The organism is Leptotrichia sp. SK-5 (assembly GCF_055387215.1).
Window position 1 is genome coordinate 1,783,281 of record NZ_AP028931.1, and the last position, 18,499, is coordinate 1,801,779.

At 30.4% G+C, this 18,499-nt stretch carries 18 protein-coding genes; 2 read left to right on the top strand and 16 right to left on the bottom strand.

Annotated elements, in window-relative coordinates; genetic code table 11:
* Positions 1 to 39: 39 nt before the first annotated feature.
* The 4 genes from ACZ5B9_RS08970 to ACZ5B9_RS08985 form a co-directional block, all read right to left on the bottom strand.
* Positions 40 to 744, bottom strand: a complete 705-nt coding sequence (locus tag ACZ5B9_RS08970; RefSeq protein ID WP_464422280.1) for a M48 family metallopeptidase — start codon at positions 742 to 744, stop codon at positions 40 to 42.
* A gap of 42 nt (positions 745 to 786) precedes the next feature.
* A complete protein-coding gene (locus ACZ5B9_RS08975; RefSeq protein ID WP_464422281.1) occupies positions 787 to 2,544 on the bottom strand; it encodes an NUDIX domain-containing protein in 1,758 nt (585 codons plus the stop codon).
* Between the two features lie 136 nt (positions 2,545 to 2,680).
* The gene (gene rsmB, locus ACZ5B9_RS08980) at positions 2,681 to 3,982 is read right to left on the bottom strand and encodes a 16S rRNA (cytosine(967)-C(5))-methyltransferase RsmB (protein ID WP_464422282.1); all 1,302 of its coding nucleotides are present in this window, start codon (positions 3,980 to 3,982) and stop codon (positions 2,681 to 2,683) included.
* Between the two features lie 27 nt (positions 3,983 to 4,009).
* A complete protein-coding gene (locus tag ACZ5B9_RS08985) occupies positions 4,010 to 5,470 on the bottom strand; it encodes a glycoside hydrolase family 32 protein (RefSeq protein ID WP_464422283.1) in 1,461 nt (486 codons plus the stop codon).
* Between the two features lie 321 nt (positions 5,471 to 5,791).
* Here ACZ5B9_RS08985 and gltS point away from each other — a divergent pair, with 321 nt between their 5' ends.
* Positions 5,792 to 7,033: a sodium/glutamate symporter gene (gltS, locus tag ACZ5B9_RS08990; protein WP_464422284.1), complete on the top strand. Its 1,242-nt coding sequence runs from the start codon at positions 5,792 to 5,794 to the stop codon at positions 7,031 to 7,033.
* 56 nt (positions 7,034 to 7,089) lie between these two features.
* On the opposite strand, the gene ACZ5B9_RS08995 is transcribed toward gltS, so the two are convergent.
* The 3 genes from ACZ5B9_RS08995 to ACZ5B9_RS09005 all read right to left on the bottom strand — a co-directional run bounded on the left by ACZ5B9_RS08995 (position 7,090) and on the right by ACZ5B9_RS09005 (position 9,503).
* Positions 7,090 to 8,532: an acyl-CoA dehydrogenase family protein gene (locus ACZ5B9_RS08995; protein WP_464422285.1), complete on the bottom strand. Its 1,443-nt coding sequence runs from the start codon at positions 8,530 to 8,532 to the stop codon at positions 7,090 to 7,092.
* A 226-nt stretch (positions 8,533 to 8,758) separates the two neighbouring features.
* Entirely contained in the window at positions 8,759 to 9,070 is a 312-nt protein-coding gene (locus tag ACZ5B9_RS09000) for a hypothetical protein (protein ID WP_464422286.1), read from the bottom strand.
* 307 nt (positions 9,071 to 9,377) lie between these two features.
* Positions 9,378 to 9,503: a hypothetical protein gene (locus ACZ5B9_RS09005; protein ID WP_464422287.1), complete on the bottom strand. Its 126-nt coding sequence runs from the start codon at positions 9,501 to 9,503 to the stop codon at positions 9,378 to 9,380.
* 394 nt (positions 9,504 to 9,897) lie between these two features.
* Between ACZ5B9_RS09005 and ACZ5B9_RS09010 the strand changes: the two genes are divergently transcribed.
* Positions 9,898 to 10,068, top strand: coding sequence for a hypothetical protein (locus ACZ5B9_RS09010; RefSeq protein WP_464422288.1), 171 nt, complete (start codon positions 9,898 to 9,900; stop codon positions 10,066 to 10,068).
* Positions 10,069 to 10,313: 245 nt separating this feature from the next.
* Here ACZ5B9_RS09010 and dapB read toward each other — a convergent pair whose 3' ends face one another.
* From dapB to atpF, 9 genes are all read right to left on the bottom strand, one after another.
* Positions 10,314 to 11,048, bottom strand: coding sequence for a 4-hydroxy-tetrahydrodipicolinate reductase (dapB, locus tag ACZ5B9_RS09015; protein WP_455036260.1), 735 nt, complete (start codon positions 11,046 to 11,048; stop codon positions 10,314 to 10,316).
* Positions 11,049 to 11,168: 120 nt separating this feature from the next.
* Complete coding sequence (gene gloA / locus ACZ5B9_RS09020; RefSeq protein ID WP_006803462.1) at positions 11,169 to 11,552, bottom strand: lactoylglutathione lyase; 384 nt, start codon at positions 11,550 to 11,552, stop codon at positions 11,169 to 11,171.
* Between the two features lie 50 nt (positions 11,553 to 11,602).
* Positions 11,603 to 12,601: a DUF4912 domain-containing protein gene (locus ACZ5B9_RS09025; protein ID WP_464422289.1), complete on the bottom strand. Its 999-nt coding sequence runs from the start codon at positions 12,599 to 12,601 to the stop codon at positions 11,603 to 11,605.
* 459 nt (positions 12,602 to 13,060) lie between these two features.
* Complete coding sequence (atpC, locus tag ACZ5B9_RS09030) at positions 13,061 to 13,450, bottom strand: ATP synthase F1 subunit epsilon (protein ID WP_026746987.1); 390 nt, start codon at positions 13,448 to 13,450, stop codon at positions 13,061 to 13,063.
* A 100-nt stretch (positions 13,451 to 13,550) separates the two neighbouring features.
* Positions 13,551 to 14,948 (bottom strand): F0F1 ATP synthase subunit beta, encoded by a 1,398-nt coding sequence (atpD, locus tag ACZ5B9_RS09035; RefSeq protein ID WP_464422290.1) that lies wholly within the window; start codon positions 14,946 to 14,948, stop codon positions 13,551 to 13,553.
* A gap of 57 nt (positions 14,949 to 15,005) precedes the next feature.
* Entirely contained in the window at positions 15,006 to 15,866 is an 861-nt protein-coding gene (atpG, locus tag ACZ5B9_RS09040; RefSeq protein WP_464422291.1) for an ATP synthase F1 subunit gamma, read from the bottom strand.
* 15 nt (positions 15,867 to 15,881) lie between these two features.
* Entirely contained in the window at positions 15,882 to 17,387 is a 1,506-nt protein-coding gene (atpA, locus tag ACZ5B9_RS09045; RefSeq protein WP_464422292.1) for a F0F1 ATP synthase subunit alpha, read from the bottom strand.
* An 18-nt stretch (positions 17,388 to 17,405) separates the two neighbouring features.
* Positions 17,406 to 17,933, bottom strand: coding sequence for an ATP synthase F1 subunit delta (gene atpH, locus ACZ5B9_RS09050; protein WP_464422293.1), 528 nt, complete (start codon positions 17,931 to 17,933; stop codon positions 17,406 to 17,408).
* A 1-nt stretch (position 17,934) separates the two neighbouring features.
* Entirely contained in the window at positions 17,935 to 18,429 is a 495-nt protein-coding gene (gene atpF, locus ACZ5B9_RS09055) for a F0F1 ATP synthase subunit B (RefSeq protein ID WP_071125180.1), read from the bottom strand.
* Between the last annotated feature and the right edge of the window lie 70 nt (positions 18,430 to 18,499).

Consider the following 18,499-nt stretch of genomic DNA (forward strand, 5'->3'; position numbering starts at 1 on the left):
TTAAATATTGTAATTTTACTCATTTTTTTTGCTTTAAAATTAGTAATAATGTTTAGCATTTAGCATTTTTTCAGCAATCTTGTAATTTGGCATATATCGTTCGACATAATTATAAAAACCTTTTCCATGATTTGGATATTTTAAATGAGTCAATTCATGTAAAACCACATATTCTATCTCAAAAGGTGTTCTTTTTATAAGCTCCGTATTAAGATTTATATACTTTTTTACATAATTACACGAACCCCATCTAGTCTTCATAGGCTTTATTGCTACTTTCTCCACATGTTCATCCAATATTTTTAGCCATTTTTCCATAAATTGCGGAAATAATTTTTTTGCATTTTCAAAATACCATTTTTCCATAATTTTTTTCTTTTCGTCAATATTTTCCAAAATATTTTCATTAACTGTTAAAATTATATTTGGATTTTTTTCATTATTTATTAAATTCACACCATTAAAACTCCCAGTTTTCACAGTTAAATTGTATTCTTTTCCCAAAAATTTATGAATTTCACCAGTTTTGTACTCAAAGCCCTTCTGTTTTTCCTTAACATCTTCAACTTTTTTCAAAACACTTTTTATCCAGCCTTCTTTAGATCGGATAAAATTTTCAATGTAATCACGATGTAAATTCATTGGTACAGAAATATAGATTTCCATATTGGGCTTTATTCGTAAATTTATATTTTTTACTTTTTTTCTGTGAACTTCATAACCTAAAATTTTTTCTGTTTTCATTTTTTACTTTATTTTCCTCTTACATTTATTTTTATTAAAGCTCTAACCTGTCTTCGACTTTATAAATACTTTTCTTGCGTTTTCCAGCACATCCTTCTGAAGCTTATAAGTAACCAGCTTTAATGCTTCCTCATAAGTACACCATTTAAAATCCTCAATTTCAAAAGTATCAATGGTAACCTCTTCATCTTGCGTAATTCCCATAAAAATTGTAACTTTCTTAATAGTTTTCTCATTTGGAATATATTTTATTTCTCTTTCAAAATCAGGAATTATTTTTATTCTTACATTTGTTTCTTCAAGAACTTCACGAATTGCCGTTTCTTCCTTAGTTTCATCCTTTTCGATATGCCCTTTTGGAAAGCCCCAGTTACCATTGTGCATTTTCACAAGCAGAATTTTTTCGGTATTTTCATTAAAAACAATTGCACCGCATGAATTTTCATACTCAAAGTTATCATTTAATTTGTAATGCTTGACAACATATTTTAATAATGCTTCTTTCTCATTTTCAATCTCATCGCCAAGCACAAGCTCATACAATCTATTTTTTACTTCTCCAATCTCACGGTTACTAAATTTAAGATTTATCAAATCAATCCCTGTTATATCTAAATCATTAAACTGTGGTATTTTACCCTGTTTCTTTATATTTTCAATTTTTTCCCGAAAATTTTGTAAAATCTCTTCATTTTCTTTTTTTGTCCTAAGTCCTTTAGAATTTAAGTCTGCAGAAAATAAATTAAAAAGTCTTTTTAGATTTTTTTCTTCCATTTCAATAATCAACTTTTTCAACGTCTTATCTGAAACATCTTGATAAATTAACATATGATTTTTTACAATTTTTTTTACTGAATTTATAAAATCATTGGATGCCTTGAGCTGTTTTAATTCCTCTTCTGCTATTAATGCACTTTCCTTTTCATGTCCATAAAAATAAAAAATACCCTTTGCATCAATAATTTTTACATTTATTTTACCCAAATCGTGAAAAAGTGCCGCAAATCTAGTTACCAAATCATAATCACAAAGATGAATAACTTTTATAATATGATTAAACAAGTCGTCTGGATGATTGGGATTATTCTGATCAAAATTGTAAGTATAATAAAATTCGGGAATTATCATTTCTAAAACCCGTAATTTTTTCATTTCTATAAAAGCTTTTTTAACAAATTTTCCCATAAGAATTTTACTTAACTCGTCAAAAATTCTTTCTTTAGATATTTTAGTCAAAAATTTTCTTTTTTTGTAAATGGCTTCAGCTGTTTTTTTATCCAAATTAAATCCTAATTTTGAAATAAATCGAAAAGCCCTTAAAATTCTAAGAGCATCTTCTTCTATTCTAAGCTTTGGCTTACCTACAAATCTTATCACTTTCCGTCTAATATCCTGCCTTCCCCCATACAAATCAACTATTCCAGTCTGTTCGCTGTAAGCAATAGAATTTATCGTAAAATCCCTTCTTGCCAAATCTTCTTCAATTGTTTTTACAAACTTAATATCTTTTGGGTATCTGCTGTTGTAAACTCCTGTTTCTTTACGGAATTTTGCTATTTCATAGCTTTTTCCATTAACATTTATCATAAGAATTCCAAAATGAGCTCCCATTTCTTTTGGGTTATAACCAGCAAAGATTCTTTTCAATTCTGAATATTCTATATCAGTTGCAAAATCATAATCGCCAGGATCTTTATTTAATATTTTATCTCTAACTGCTCCACCGACAAGAAATCCTTTTCCATTTCTATTCAGTTGTTCCAATATGAATTTTACATCATCATCCAAATTAAATCGCATCCCAAATATGTCCTTTCAATCATTTTTTCTGTACTTTTATAGAATAATTCATTTTCAAATTTATTTTTATTTTGTAAACTTGCTCTAAAATATTTAGTCCCATTTTTATTCTTAGTTTGGTATACTCAAAACTCTTTTATTTTTTTCTTAATTTTGCAATATAAAACCCATCCATGTATTTATTTTTATACGAAATATAAACTCCCCCAAATTCATCTCTTATATTTTCAATATTTTCAGGAATCTCTACTTGCATAATTTCCAAATCCTCATATTTTTCGAGAAAATACTGAATATTATTAGTGTTCTCATTTTTAGAAAATGTACAAGTGCTATAAACTATTTCTCCGCCATTTTTCAAAGATTTATATGCACTTTCAAATATTTTTTTCTGAAGTTTCTTTAAATTTTTTATATCATTTGCAGTCAGCTCATATATTTTTTCAGGCTTTTTCCGAAGAACTCCAAGCCCGCTGCAAGGCATATCTAAAATTATCTTGTCAAACATTGTGTCTAAATTCTCAATTTGTGCGGCATCATTCAATTTTACTTCAAAATTGCTGTAACCATATTTATTTTTAAGTTCATTCAATAATTTCACTTTATGCTCGTGAATATCAGTAGAAATCAACTTTTTCGGATTAAACAGCTGTAAAATTGCAAGGGATTTTCCACCAGGAGCAGAACAGGCGTCAAGTACAGTTTCCCCATCTTTCACGCCTAAATTTCTCACAGCCAGATAAGACGATGCATCCTGAATCACAACATCCCCATTCTTATAAATTTCCGTATCAAAAATATTCGCATTTGATAAATAATAAACTTTACCAACAGAAAATAAGACTTCTGTCTTAATATTTTTCAGCAATTCCTCAAATTTTTCACTCGTAATTTTATTCTTATCAAATCTAACTGACAAATAACTTCTTTTTTTATAAGATTTAAGCATTTCCAAATAATCATCAGGATAATCAATTTTCATCTTATTCACAAACCATTGTGGGTACGACAAAACAATACTTTCCCTATTGTCTTCTGGAATTTCCTCATCAAATTTTTCTTTATTTTTCAAAATGTTCTGCAAAGTCGCATTCACAAATCCAACTTGATGTGCATTCAAAATTTTTGTAATCTCCCCAGCCTCAAAAATAACCCCCGCATTATCTGATTCCATGAAAAACAATTGTGCAACCGAAATTCTCAAAAGCTGTTTTATCTTTCTCTTTTTCACATTCCTAACACTTTTCCCAATCAGATAATCAATATAAATCAAATTTTTTATCACAACATTTATTACATTTGTAATAAACATTTTTTCTTTTTTTGTATAATTATTTTTAGAAAAATAGTAATTTAACTGGATATTACTGTATTTTCCGTTCTGAATTTCATCCAGTAAATTTACTATGTCTAATTTTATATTCTTTTTCTTTATCAATTTTTTCCTCTCTTATTAAAAAAAACTTTATTTCCATTCCCATTTTTCTATTTCCACATTTACATCCTTATCTGCAAATACAATTATTCCATCTGCATCTTTTTCAGGGAATATTCGTGAAGAAAATACTTCCTGTCCGCCGTTAATAAACACTTCCACAGAAGAATTATCAACAAATATAGTAAGTTCCAGCTCCGAAATATCTCCTAAATAGACTTTTCTTAATCTTTTATCAGGCTGTTCACCTTTTGCTCTGTCTAACACAAATTTTTTATCTTTGTAATCAAATTTTAAAACTGTTTCACTACTTTTACCAGTTCGTAATTTCAATCCAAAATCAGAATTAAAATCTTTAAATTTAACTTTTAATTCATAAGTTGCTCCTGTTCCAACTTTTACTTCTCCAGCAACTTTTCCGCTAAATTCAATTTTTTCTCCACGGATGCTTTCCATTTCCTTTATTGGCACTTGATAAAGTTTTCCACCTATTACTTTAAGTTCTCTTGGTAAAGTTAAGCAGTGAAGCCATTCATTTTTTACAGTTGGAAAGTCTTCTTCTTCTGGAATTCCCATCCAGCCTACAATAAGCCTTCTTCCTTTATCATCTTCCATTGACTGTGGTGCATAAAAGTCATTTCCTCTGTCAATTTCCACAAAGTCTGATAAAATTTCAAATTCAGGTTTTTCGTAATCTAATTTTCCAAATAAATATCCTGTCTGATATTTGTTATTGTATAAATCTCCTTCTGGCTCTAATCCTTGCGGCGAAAAAACCAATAAATCCTTTATTTCTCGAGTTTTTTCATCTTTTAACTGAAAGTAATCAGGACATTCCCACATAAATCCAAAGTCTTTAATTTTTCCATGATTTGCCCCAGCAATTTCTCCTTCAAATTTCCAATCTTTTATATTTTCTGAACTGTATAAAACTGCCTTCCCTTCCAAATTTTTACTTTGAATACCAATTACAGCATAAAATTTACCATCTTTTTTCCAGATTTTTGGATCTCTTATGTGCCGTGTATATCCATCTGGCTGATTTACAATGCTTGGCTCCCATCTCTCAAAATTTTCTCCGTCGCTTGAAACTGCTATGCATTGGTAAGATTCCCTATTTCCATCAGAATCTTTCACATTTCCTGTATAAAACAAATAAAGTTTTTCATCATCTACAATCGCACTCCCAGAATAAACCCCATTCTTAGAATACCAAGTATCAGGTCGCAAAGCTGTTTTCAGCCTTTCCCAATGTAATAAATCACCGCTCACACTATGAGCCCAAGTTTTATTTTTATGATTAGTTCCCAATGGATTCCATTGATAAAACATATGATATTTTCCATTAAACTGCGAAAATCCATTTGGATCGTTAATTAATCCCACAATTCCTTGAATATGATATTTTTGTCGCCAAAAATCTTTTTCAACAATTTCTTTTTTCTCCAAAATTGATTTTTCCTCATCTTCTCTAACTTTAGTAAAATCCATATTTCAAGCCACCTTTCATATCATCAGATTTTTATTATCTATTTGCGTTTTTTTTATTATATTATCTATTTCCAAACTTCTTTAATCTCAAACTTTTAAAAATTAAGTAAATTAAAAATTAGAGAAAATCTCTCAAATTTACTATATTTTACCATATTTTATTGCTTTTTCCAAATTTTTGCAATTCTATTTTTAAATTATTGTTATTTTTTTTATAATTTTGGAGCTAAAAAAATAACTTTTGATTTAGATTTGCACTTTATTTGAATTTATAGTATAATGTTGCATTACAAAAAAAATTTATAGTGAGGTGAATTATTTATGGTTAAAATTAACATGGATATGATTCAGACAATTGGTCTAGCAGTTATTTTATTGTTAATTGGAATGAAACTTAGAAAAAAAATCAAATTTTTTGAAAAATACTGTATTCCAGCACCTGTTATTGGTGGTTTTCTATTTTCAATACTTGTTTTTATTTTAAGACAGACAAATATAGCTGAAGTAAAGTTTACTGATACATTGCAAAAATTCTTTATGGTTATGTTTTTTACAAGTGTAGGATTTAACGCAAGTTTAAAAGTATTGAAAAAAGGTGGAAAAAAGGTACTTATTTTCCTATTTGTTGCAGCAGGATTATGTATTTTGCAAAATGCTGTTGCAGTTGGACTTTCAAAATTTGTAGGACTTCCGCCATTACTGGCACTAATGACAGGATCTACTCCAATGACTGGAGGACATGGAACATCCGCCGCTGTAGCTCCAACAATTGAAGCTCTCGGTCCTGCATACAAAGGAGCAAATGCTATTGCCATTGCTTCTGCAACTTTTGGTCTTATTGTAGGATCTGCTATGGGAGGACCTATCGCAAGCAGACTTATTAAAAAACACAAATTATTGCCTGAACATTTTGTAAAAGACGGTATTCAGCATGGAGATGAAGATATTGATGAAGAAGTGTTAAAAAGACAAAAGCCTTATCTTGATGGGGAACGATTTTCAATGGCGTTTTTCTATATCTTAATTGCAATGGGAATTGGTTCATATTTATCAATATTTATTGATTATCTTATGAGCTTTACAAATTTTGAAGCACATTTCCCTGTTTACATTGGACCAATGATTGTTGCTGCAATTATTAGAAATTTATCAGACAATGTAAAGGCTATGAATGCTCCGACAAAAGAAATAAGCATTCTTGAAGATGTGGCACTTAGTCTATTTCTTTCAATGGCACTAATGACACTAAGATTATGGGAATTAATTGATTTAGCATTGCCTGTAATTATTTTATTAGTTGCACAAGTTATATTGATTTATATTTATTTAAATGTTGTTACATTTAGAACAATGGGATCTGATTATGATGCGGCAGTAATGGTTTCAGGACATTGTGGATTTGGACTTGGAGCAACTCCAAACGGAATTTCAAACATGAAAGCAGTTACAGAAAAATATATTTATTCAAAAATGGCATTTTTCGTAATTCCAATTGTCGGTTCATTATTTATTGATTTTGCCAATATCAGTATCATTACAATATTTACGCAGTTTTTTAAATAACTGAATAAAATAAAAGAAGAATAGCTTTTATTAGTTATCCTTCTTTTTTTATTAATTTAACTATTATACTCAAAATCTAAAATATCTTTTCTAATATCCCTTATCAAGAATTTTACCAAATTATCCGATTCTGTTTGAATTAAAAGAAACAATCTTGCCAGTATTTTCCCAACAAAAACTTTTGTTATCTGATTCATTTCATTTAAAGCATGTTTTTTTAAAAAGTTTGTCAAATCATCTGCTTTATTCAGGATACCGCTAACAGAAATACTTGAAAATCGTCTATCTGAAATAAATCTTTCATAGATTGTGGAATTTTTGTCTACTCTAATTCCTTCCTTCTTCTCCACAGCCGTAGCTTTTGAAAACTGATCATAAATTTCAGCATAAAGCATGTCGTTTGGACCTTCAAAGATAGTAAACGGTCTAAAATCAATTGCCACATTGCTCATCGGATGCCCAGATTCAAATCCTTTTGCCCCCAATAACTTTTGTGCTGTTTTTGCAGCATTGTATGTGTACTCAGTAGCAAGGCTCTTTATAATATTTGCTTCCATAAGTTTGTCTGACACCGATTTTTCAGGATAAACATTATTGCAAGTGTAATTATACATAATTTTTGACACGCCGTAAGCTGTTTCTATTTCGTCCAGCTCCCTTTTCACAAATGGAATATCAGATTTGGCATATTTTTTTATATTTTTTATAATATATTCCATGATTCCATGTGTCATTCCAACTAGCTGTAATCTGCTTCGGATGAATATATTTTGAAATTCTCTAAGGCAATTTGCTTTACTTTCTGAAAGTTTTATTACATATTTTGCAGGAATATGAGCATCTACATGATTTACAGCATATCTCACTGCTTTCAGCCCTTCTGAATTTAACACATCATAAGTTATATATTTTCTTGGAACTAAAATTAAGCTAATTACCTTTGAAAGTTTTCCTTCTTTCTTTTCCTTTGCTGCAATTAATAAAAAATCACTTTGAGAATTTCCCTGCCAATATTTATCAGCTTTAACATGAATTGTATTTTCATCAATATATTCGTAGTAAGACTGCATTTCTTTTGCTATGGCAGATCCAGAAGTCTCAGGCTCTGTTATAGCCAGTCCTCCGCCTTCTCCGTTAAATATCATTTCCAGACCTTTTTCAATCTGTTCCTTATTTCCATATTCAACAAGCGGCTGCAACACTAAAGCTCCTTCAATTCCCATTCTAAGTGTAACTGGCACTCCATAACTCCCAGCTATTCTAAGAACTTCCTGAATTTCAAATTGACTATCCTTTCTTCCTCCAAATTTTTCAGAAAGAAAAGGTAATAAGAGTCCACGTTTTTTTATACTTAACCATTTATTTTCTGATAAATAGTTCATTAGATTTATCTTCTCAATATTTCCGTCTGAAAAAACATCGTTAAACACCTTTTTTATATTAGACAAAAATTCTTCCGTATTCATTTTCAATAAATTTTCATTTATAAATTTATTCATTTTTCTCCTCCTAATCAAGTAGTTACAATCAAAATACTTTGGTTATAAAATAATTTGTTTATATAACAACTGTTATTATAGCACATATGAAAAGAAATAACAATTCCTAACAAAATTACAATAATATAATTTTTAAATTTATCATAAAATAAAAAAGCAGCCAATATAACTTCTCTGTTTACTGGCTGCTGTCATTCTATTCAAACTATTATCAACATTCTAACTTTTATTTTTTGTTTTTATTTGTAGTTGTACTTGTATTTTTTAAATTTACAGTTTTTGCGGTATTAGTGTTTATATTTGTTGCAGAAGTTTTTGGTGCTTTTGGAGTTTTAGGGGTTTTTGACATTTTATTGGAAATTGCTCCTTTTATACTTCTTCCTATACTGTTTCCTAGTGTCACTCCACTATCCATTACCATTCCCATGGTTCTTCCATCTTCACCTCCAATTATTTTACCTGCCTGTGCAAAAGTACAGCTAATACAACTAGAAGCAATAATTGTTGTTAATAATAAAACTTTAATTTTAGATTTCATAATAAATCTCTCCTTTTTTACAGTAATCAATTTTCTCTTATTTTCAATAGTATAATACTACACATTTTTTATTATGTCAATACCATTTTATAAAAAAGTTTAAAAAACTTTCATTTTTATATAGTATTTTATTTACCGTATATATTGACTTTTTTTATTTTATTTGTTATAATTATATAAATAGTAGAATATTTTTAAATTCTATAATAATTAGTTTGATAGGTTTGTTAAAAAAATCAAATTTAGTTTTTAAGTATTCATCTTAAAAGATTTTTGTAATTTTATTTATAAATATTTTTTCATATTACTATATTTTTTCTTTTTTATTTTCGTAGGATTGCTCATTGCCGCAAATCCTACAACCTATGGCTAGTCTACGACATTTTTCTGCACTGCCAAAAAACTCGCTATGCTCAAACAGTTTTGCCAGCACAGAAAAATGCTCCGACGGATTACTTTATACTAGAATCTGTTTAAAAAGTAAAAATTATATTTTAATCATTTGAAAATATTAAGTTTTATCCCTTAATTAGAAAAATTTTTAATATATTAAAATAACTATTATTGCGAAATGAAGGGAAATATCGATTGATTTCCCTTGCTTATATAAAAAGAAAAAACATAGTAATATGAAAAAATATTTATTAGCAACAAGTAATTTTTCAAAATCTAAATAAAAATCCTTTATATCGATACTTAATGATTAAATTTAATTAGAGGATATTTTATAAATTACACAAATTTTTTAATTTCTACTATTAAAATACGAAATAATATTGAATGTAAAGATACAAAATAATTAAAAATAATATAAGGAGTGATATTATATGAAAAATATTTTCAAAATTCTGATTTTAATTTTAGTTGGGATAAGTGTGGCTAGTTGCGAACTTTTTAGTCCTTCACGATGGGAAGAATATAATCAGAGCCGAGAAGAAAGAGGTAGAACATGTCACAGGGATTGTTATGGTAATTTTTACTGTGAAGATACAAAATAATTAAAAATAATACAAGGAGTGGTATTTTATGAAAAACATTTTTAAAATTCTAATTTTAATTTTAGTTGGGTAAGTGTGGCTAGTTGCGAACTTTTTAGTCCTTCACGATGGGAAGAATATAATCAGAGCCGAGAAGAAAGAGGTAGAACCTGTTATGAGAAATATAATGGAAATGTTTATTGTGAAGATACAAAATAATTGGAAAAAGAAAAACTCCAGTCTAATAAAAACTAGAGTTTTTTTTATTATAAACCAAGTACATCTTTCATTGTGTACAGTCCTGCTTTTTTTCCAGCAAGAAATTCTACAGCTTTAACTGCACCGTCTGAAAACATTTTTCTTGATAATGCTTCGTGCTTTATTTCGATAATTTCATCATTTTTTGCATAAATTACGGTATGTTCTCCGACTATATTTCCGCCACGTATAGCGTGAACTCCTATTTCCTTTTCAGCACGTTTACTGTGCCCTTCTCTTCCGTAAATTGTTCTGTAGTCTTTTCCATCATTATCCAGATTTTCCTTGACAACTTCAAGTAAAGTATTTGCTGTACCGCTTGGTGCGTCAATTTTTCTGTTGTGATGCTTTTCAATTATTTCAATATCAAAATCCTTTAATAATTTTGTCGCAAAGGCTACAATTTCATTTACGATATTTACTCCAACTGAAGTATTTGTCGCTTTAATTATCGGTATTTGCTTTGATGCTTCCTGAATTTTTGCAAGCTGTTCTTCTGAATGTCCAGTTGTAGCAATTAGAACTGGAACTTTTTTATCAATTCCCGCTTCAAGTACATCCTCCAGCAAACTGAAATGTGAAAAATCAATAATCGCATCAAAATCCACATCTTTTCCCTTCAGATTTTCAAAATCCCCATTTCCAAGCGGATCAACCAGCCCAGCAAATTCATTCCCAGAATTTATTACTGATTCTTTTACATACTGTGCCATAACTCCAGCACCATATACTATTATCTTCATATTTTCTCCTTGCAGTTGTTAAAATTTTGTATAAATAGTTTTACTATAAAAGACCGAAAATCTCGGTCTTTTCTTATGATATTTCTATTATTTGCTTTAAATATGTTTTATTGCTAATTTTTATTCTGCACGAATTACTTCCATACGGTAACCATCTGGATCCGTTACGAAATAATAATGTCCAGGTTTACCAGGCAAGCCCATAAGATCTGTTGTCTTGTATCCCATTGCCTTATGTTTTTCATTATCTCCTTCCAAGTCATCTGAAGCAATTGCCAGATGTGAAAAACCATCACCAATTGTATATGGACCGTGACCGTAATTATAAGTCAGCTCAATTTCAAAACTTTCTCCCGGAAGAGTCAAATAAACAATAGTAAATTTATGTTCTGGAAAATCTTTACGTCGATCTTCCTTAAATCCAAATGCCTTTTCATAAAATTCAATAGATTTTTCTAAATTTTCTACACGTAAACAAGCGTGCAGCATATTTAACATAGCCATTTTAAATCTCCTTTAATTCTAATTTTTATAAAAACATTTATAAAAATGTTCTAACTGCTTCTTGATCCACCCATATCCAGTCTAAGATTTGGAAGTTTTCCTTTTATCACTTTTCTTTCGATTAATGATTCTGAAGCTCCTACTTTTGTCAATCTTTCTATAACTTCAATTATAAATTCATTATTTTCATCTACATCATAATCTGCAGGTACTCCTAAAAGCTCCCTTCCTTCTGGTGTTGAAACTGGAGTATTTATATATTTTATAAGCTGATTTGTGCTTGGATCGAATTTCACTGTTCCCCATACTAAATCAATATTATCAGAAACTTTATCATTTGGTGTGATGACTTCTACTGAGTGTGCTACTTCTGAAAAGTTTCCATATTGATCTTCATATCCGATAGACGCTTCATAATTTTGATTTACATCAATTTCAGTAATATAATGCGAACCAATTCTTTCGTGTCTTATAATTTTTCTATATTCGTGTCCGTCTTTAAATATTTTTATAACTACATTATCAATAACTCCGTTATTTGCAGCTAATCTTTCATAGGTATCATCACGAATTTCCCAATAAATGTATAGTGTTGTAGGATTTTTTGGCATTAGGACAAGTTCATCTGTAAAATACGCTGCTGGTAATGGAGCCTTGTCAAAGTAAATATCTTCGTGATTTGATTTACCGTCAAATTCCGCACCTTTTGCAAATTTTGAACGGTTAATTTCAGTTTCTACGTATCTACGTCTTATTTGTTCTGGCGAAATTTTTTCATAATTAAAATCTAAAGCTGTAAAAATTCTTCTATATTTTCTACCTAGATTTCCTACTAATTTTCTATCAGCAAAGTTTCTGTAAAACGTTCTGCTTCTTTTAATAAAAAAGTATTTTATCAAAATTTTCTCAATAGTTTCCCTTTCGATAACTTCCATTGAAATAAATCTTTCTAATTTTTTCAATTCTTTTTTATTTCTATTCCCAACTAATTTTTCATTAACATAATTTCTATAAAATGTTCTCGTTCTATTTTTTTTCAATTTCTCCATTCCCATTCCACCTTTACATTATTTTTTATTGTTAAATTTATTCAAATATTAGTTTAAAAATACAGATTTATCCTTTGATTATTCAGTTAAATAATCTTTTATTCTTTAAATTATTTTACTTCTTATTTATTTTAGTTAAATTAACTATTTCACTTAAACTAAAAAATGCTTAGACAAGCGAGGATTCGTGCGTAGCAGTTTCGCCAAAATCTTCAGATATTATAATTTGAAAAATTGAAATAACTAATATTGCGAAAAAAAGGGGATGATAACTGTTCCCCTTTACTTCATAAAAAAGAAAAACAGATGAATTATATAAAAAATATTTAACTGAATACTCTATGATAAATCTTTTAATTTTTAGAGTTTAAACAAATTTATTATAATTAAATAATCAATTTTAAAATTAATTAACTATATTTTATACATATTATACCACATTTTTTAGAATTTCAAAATTTATTTCCTGCTTAAATTGTTTTGAATCCGTTTTTTTGAGCCTAAAATATCCTGATCTTCTTTTATTTTTTGCTTTTTTGCTCTTTCAATGGCAACTTCTCTTGCCATCCGTTCTGCTTCCGCCTTAGTTGCTTCAACGATATTCACTCCCAAAATAACAACTTTATCCTGACGAACTTCTAGAAAGCCCCCTTCCAGATAATATGTCATTTCCTTATTATCCTTTTCACGAACAAGCATTTCCCCTGCACCAATTGGTGTAATGTAGTTAATATGCTTTGCAAGTATTCCAATATCTCCGCCTTCCGTACGTAATTTAACAAATTCAACGGGCTTTTCAAAAACCAGCCTTTCTGGAGTTACTGCTTCCAAAATAAATTCCGTTGCCATAAAGCCTCCTTCCATTCCAAAGTATGCTTATTTTATCTAAACTTTCTTATTGGAAAACAGGAAAAACATCGTCCCTGTTTTCATTACACATTATTTTAAATTACTCGCTCATCAACTCTCGTGCTTTTGCAACTGCATCTTCAATTGTTCCAACGTATAAGAATGCCTGTTCTGGCAAATCATCATGAAGTCCGTCCAGAATTTCTTTAAATCCACGAATTGTTTCCCTTAAAGGTACATATTTACCTTTCATTCCTGTAAACTGTTCTGCTACTGAGAAAGGCTGTGAAAAGAATCTTTGGATTTTTCTAGCACGATTTACTGTTAATTTATCATTTTCATCCAGCTCATCCATTCCTAGAATTGCTATAATATCTTGTAATTCCTTATATCTTTGTAATACTTTCTGAGTTTCCCTTGCAATTTTATAATGCTCATTCCCAACAATTTCAGGCTCAAGTATTCTTGAAGTTGAATCAAGCGGGTCTACTGCTGGATAAATTCCAAGTGATGCAATTTGTCTTGATAATACTGTTGTTGCATCCAAATGGGCAAATGTTGTTGCTGGTGCCGGATCTGTCAAGTCATCTGCTGGCACATATACAGCTTGTACTGATGTAATTGAACCTGTGCTCGTTGATGTTATTCTTTCCTGCAAGGCCCCCATTTCAGTTGCCAAGTTTGGCTGGTATCCTACGGCTGATGGCATTCTTCCAAGTAGAGCCGATACTTCTGATCCTGCCTGAGTAAATCTGAATATGTTATCAATAAATAAAAGTACGTTTTGTCCTTCCTTATCTCTAAAATATTCCGCCATTGTAAGTGCTGTAAGTCCTACTCTTAATCTTGCTCCAGGTGGCTCATTCATTTGTCCATACACTAATGCTGTCTTATCAATAACTCCACTTTCTGTCATTTCGTTATATAAATCACGTCCCTCACGTGTACGCTCTCCAACTCCTGCAAATACAGAAAGTCCTCCATGCCCTTTGGCAATATTATTAATTAATTCCTGAATTAATACCGTTTTCCCAACTCCTGCTCCTCCAAACAGTCCAATTTTTCCACCTTTTAAGTATGGAGCAAGCAAATCTACTACTTTTATTCCCGTTTCCAGTATTTCAGAATCTGTTCCTTGCTGTTCAAATGATGGTGCATCCTTGTGGATAGACTCCCTTAACACATCTGCATCCAATTTTTCACCATCATCAACCGTTTCCCCTAGTACATTGAAAATCCTTCCCAATGTAGCTCTTCCAACGGGAACTTGAATTGGTTTACCAGTATCGATAACTTCCAGTCCACGTCTTAATCCTTCAGTTCCAGACATTGCAACTGCTCTTACAACGTTGTTTCCATTGTGGGCATGAACTTCAGCTACTAATTTTTCTCCGTTCTCCTTATACACTTCAAGCGCATTATAAATATCAGGCAATTTTTTTTCAAATTTTACATCTATAACTGGCCCAATAACTTGCACTAATTTACCTTTATTCATCGGTTACCTTTAACCTCCTTCTTAGTTTATTCTCAAGTTCTTCAGTTTAAAAATAAATTACTGTACTCCTAAAGAACCGCCAATAATTTCTGTTAATTCCTGTGTTATTTTTCCTTGTCTTTCACGGTTGTACTGCACTTCCAAATTTCTTATCATTTCAGAAGCATTATCGTTAGCCTGTTTCATCGCCGACATTCTAGCTGAATGCTCACTTGCCGAATTTTCAAGTAACGACTGATATAATTTTATATTCAAAACTTGTGGAACAAATGAGTTCAACACTTCTTCCTCTGACGGATCAAACACATATTCCTTTGTTGGCAATCCTTCCTTTTTTTCTATTGGAAGTAATTTTTCCACCTGAATATTATACTCAACTGCTGATACAAATTTTGAATAAATCATATAGACTTCATCATAAAAATCGTTTAAATAAAACTGCACTACATCTTCACTGATTTTTTTACCAGTTTCAAACATTGTTTCTGGAATCATCTGTGTATACTCACTATCCACATTAATATCCCGATTTTTACAATATTCTTTTGCTTTTCTTCCAATTGTTACAACTGAAACATCTTTTCCTTCCTTCTCAAACTGCTTTCTCATGCTCTCAAGCCTTCTAAAAGTATTTGAGTTAAAGCTTCCACATAACCCACGATCTGATGTCATTACTATAATTCCGACTCTTCTAACTTCTGGCTTTCCATCAAAAATTACAAATTTATTTCCCTTAAGACTTGCAACTAAATTATCAAAAGCCTCATTTACAGCATATGCATAGTTTCTAGATTTTAGAGTTAAAACCTGAAATTTTTTAAATTTTGTAGAAGAAACAATATTCATTGCGTTTGTTATTTGGCTTGTATTTCTTACACTGTCAATACGTTCCTTTATTTCTTTCATATTTGCTGACATATTATTTCACCTGCTTTACCACACATATTCTTTTTTAAAGTTTTTTATAAATTCATCTAGTCTGCTTTTCATTTCATCGTCTAATTCTTTCTTCTCACGAATTTCAGTTAAAATTTCTGAATTATTTTTAAGTGCTTCTATCAAATCTTTTTCAAATGTTCTGACTTTTTCAGTCGGAACATCATCAAAATATCCATTTGTTACACAGTAAAATGAAATTACTTGTTCCTGAACTTTAAATGGAGTGTATTGTGGCTGTTTTAATACTTCCATAATTTTAGATCCACGGTTAAGCTGATCTCTAGTTGCTTTATCCAAATCTGATCCAAACTGTGTAAATGCTAATAATTCATTGTACTGGGCAAGTTCCAGTTTTACTTTCGAAGCAACTTGTTTCATAGCCTTAATTTGTGCCGCTCCTCCAACCCGTGATACAGAAACTCCTGCATTTATCGCTGGTCTGAATCCTGAATTAAATAAATCTGTTTCCAGGAATATTTGTCCATCTGTTATTGAAATAACGTTTGTAGGAATGTATGCCGAAATATCTCCAGCTTGTGTTTCTACAATTGGAAGTGCTGTAATTGAACCTCCGCCTAGTTTATCGCTTAATTTTGCGGCTCTTTCAAGAAGTCTTGAGTGAAGATAGAAAACATCTCCAGGATAGGCTTCTCTTCCTGGTGGACGTTTTAACAATAGCGACATTTCACGGTAAGCTACCGCATGTTTTGATAAATCATCATAAACTATCAGTACATCTTTTCCCTGATCCATAAAATATTCACCCATGGCAACCCCTGAATATGGTGCCAAATATTGAAGTGGTGCAGATTCCGAAGCAGTTGCCGCAACAATGATTGTATATTCCAAAGCCCCTGTTTCTTCCAGTTTTTTATAAATTTGTGCGACTGTAGATCTTTTCTGTCCAATTGCGACATAAATACATATAACATCGTTATTTTTTTGATTTATAATAGAGTCAATCGCAATTGCCGTCTTACCTGTCTGTCTGTCTCCAATTATTAATTCCCTTTGTCCTTTTCCAATCGGAAACATTCCGTCTATTGCCTTTATTCCTGTCTGCATAGGCTGTGTAACAGGTTTTCTTGCGATAATTCCTGACGCCTGTCTCTCAATTGGCATATATTTATCAGCTGTTATTGTCCCTTTTCCATCAATAGGATTTCCAAGCGCATCAACTACTCTTCCAAGCATCTCATTTCCAGCTGGAACTTCAGCTACTTTTCCCAATCCTTTTACTATACTTCCTTCTTTTATTCCTTGTGTTTTTCCAAAAATTACTGCTCCAATGTTACTTTCTTCCAAGTTTAGTGCCATTCCGACAGTTCCATTTTCAAACTCCAAAAGCTCTCCTGCCATAGCGTCACTTAATCCGTAGATTCTAGCAATTCCATCTCCCACTTCCAAGACCGTTCCAGTGTTGGAAATATCCAGTGAACTTTTGTAATTTTCAATTTCGCTTCGGATTATTTTACTTATTTCTTCTGGCTTGATTCTCAAAGAAAAGCACCTCCGTTTCTAAAAATTTTTCTTTATTTCCTCAATCTGATTTTTTATTGAACCGTTAATAACTTCATTTCCAATTTTTAAAATTCCTCCACCGATTATTTCCTTATCAACTTTAAGATTCAAAACGATTTTTTTACCATATTTGTTTTCAAGTTTTTTTATTAACTGTTCTCTTTGTGTTTCTGATAGCTCCTTTGCAAATATAGCGGTTATTGGAAGTTTATTGTTTTCTTCGTAGTAAAGTTTTAAAAAATATTCTTTTATATCACTGACAAGTGATAATCGCTGTTTTCTCACAATATATTTTACTATTCCAAGCGCTTCTTTTGTCACATGATCAAATGATTTTTCTAAAAATTTTTCTTTTTCTGGAAATTTTTTCAAAGGATCTTCCAAAATTTTTCTAAATTCCTCTTCTTCCTCGTAGTTTTCCATAAGAATATTTAATACTTCCCGAACTTCATTTATATTGTCAGAAGATTTTGCTATATTATAAATTGCCGCTGCATATCTTTTTGCAATCTCATCATTAGCCATTCTAATCTCCTATCTCATTAATAAACTTATTTATAGTTTCATCTTGTTTATCATCAATATTTTCTTTAATGATTTTTTCTGCAAGTTCAACTGCCATTTCCCCAACTTCCTTCTGAAGTTCAAATTTGGCATTTTGTCGCATTTTTTCAATATCAGCTTCCGCTTTCATCATCATTCTTTCACGATTGCTCATAGCTTGCGATATAATCTGATCTTTTCTATCATCCGCCTGTCTTTCAGCTTTTATCAAAATATCATTCGCACGTCTTTTGGATTCTTTTTTCAGTTTTTCCATTAATTTTTTCTGTTCTTCCAGTTTTTCCTTTTCGTTCTCAACGATTTCCATTTCAGACAACGCTAATTTTTTTCTGTCTTCAAGCACTTTACCAATTTTTTTTGCAAAAGCTCGTGAAAAAAAATAGATTAACACTATAAAGTTTATTATTTGAATAGCCATCGTAAAATCGATGTTTACTAATTTTGCTCCTTCATTCATTTTTTCTCCTTAATTTACATTAACCCTATTTTGTTTCTTTTTAATTCTTACTTTATAATAATTTTCATAA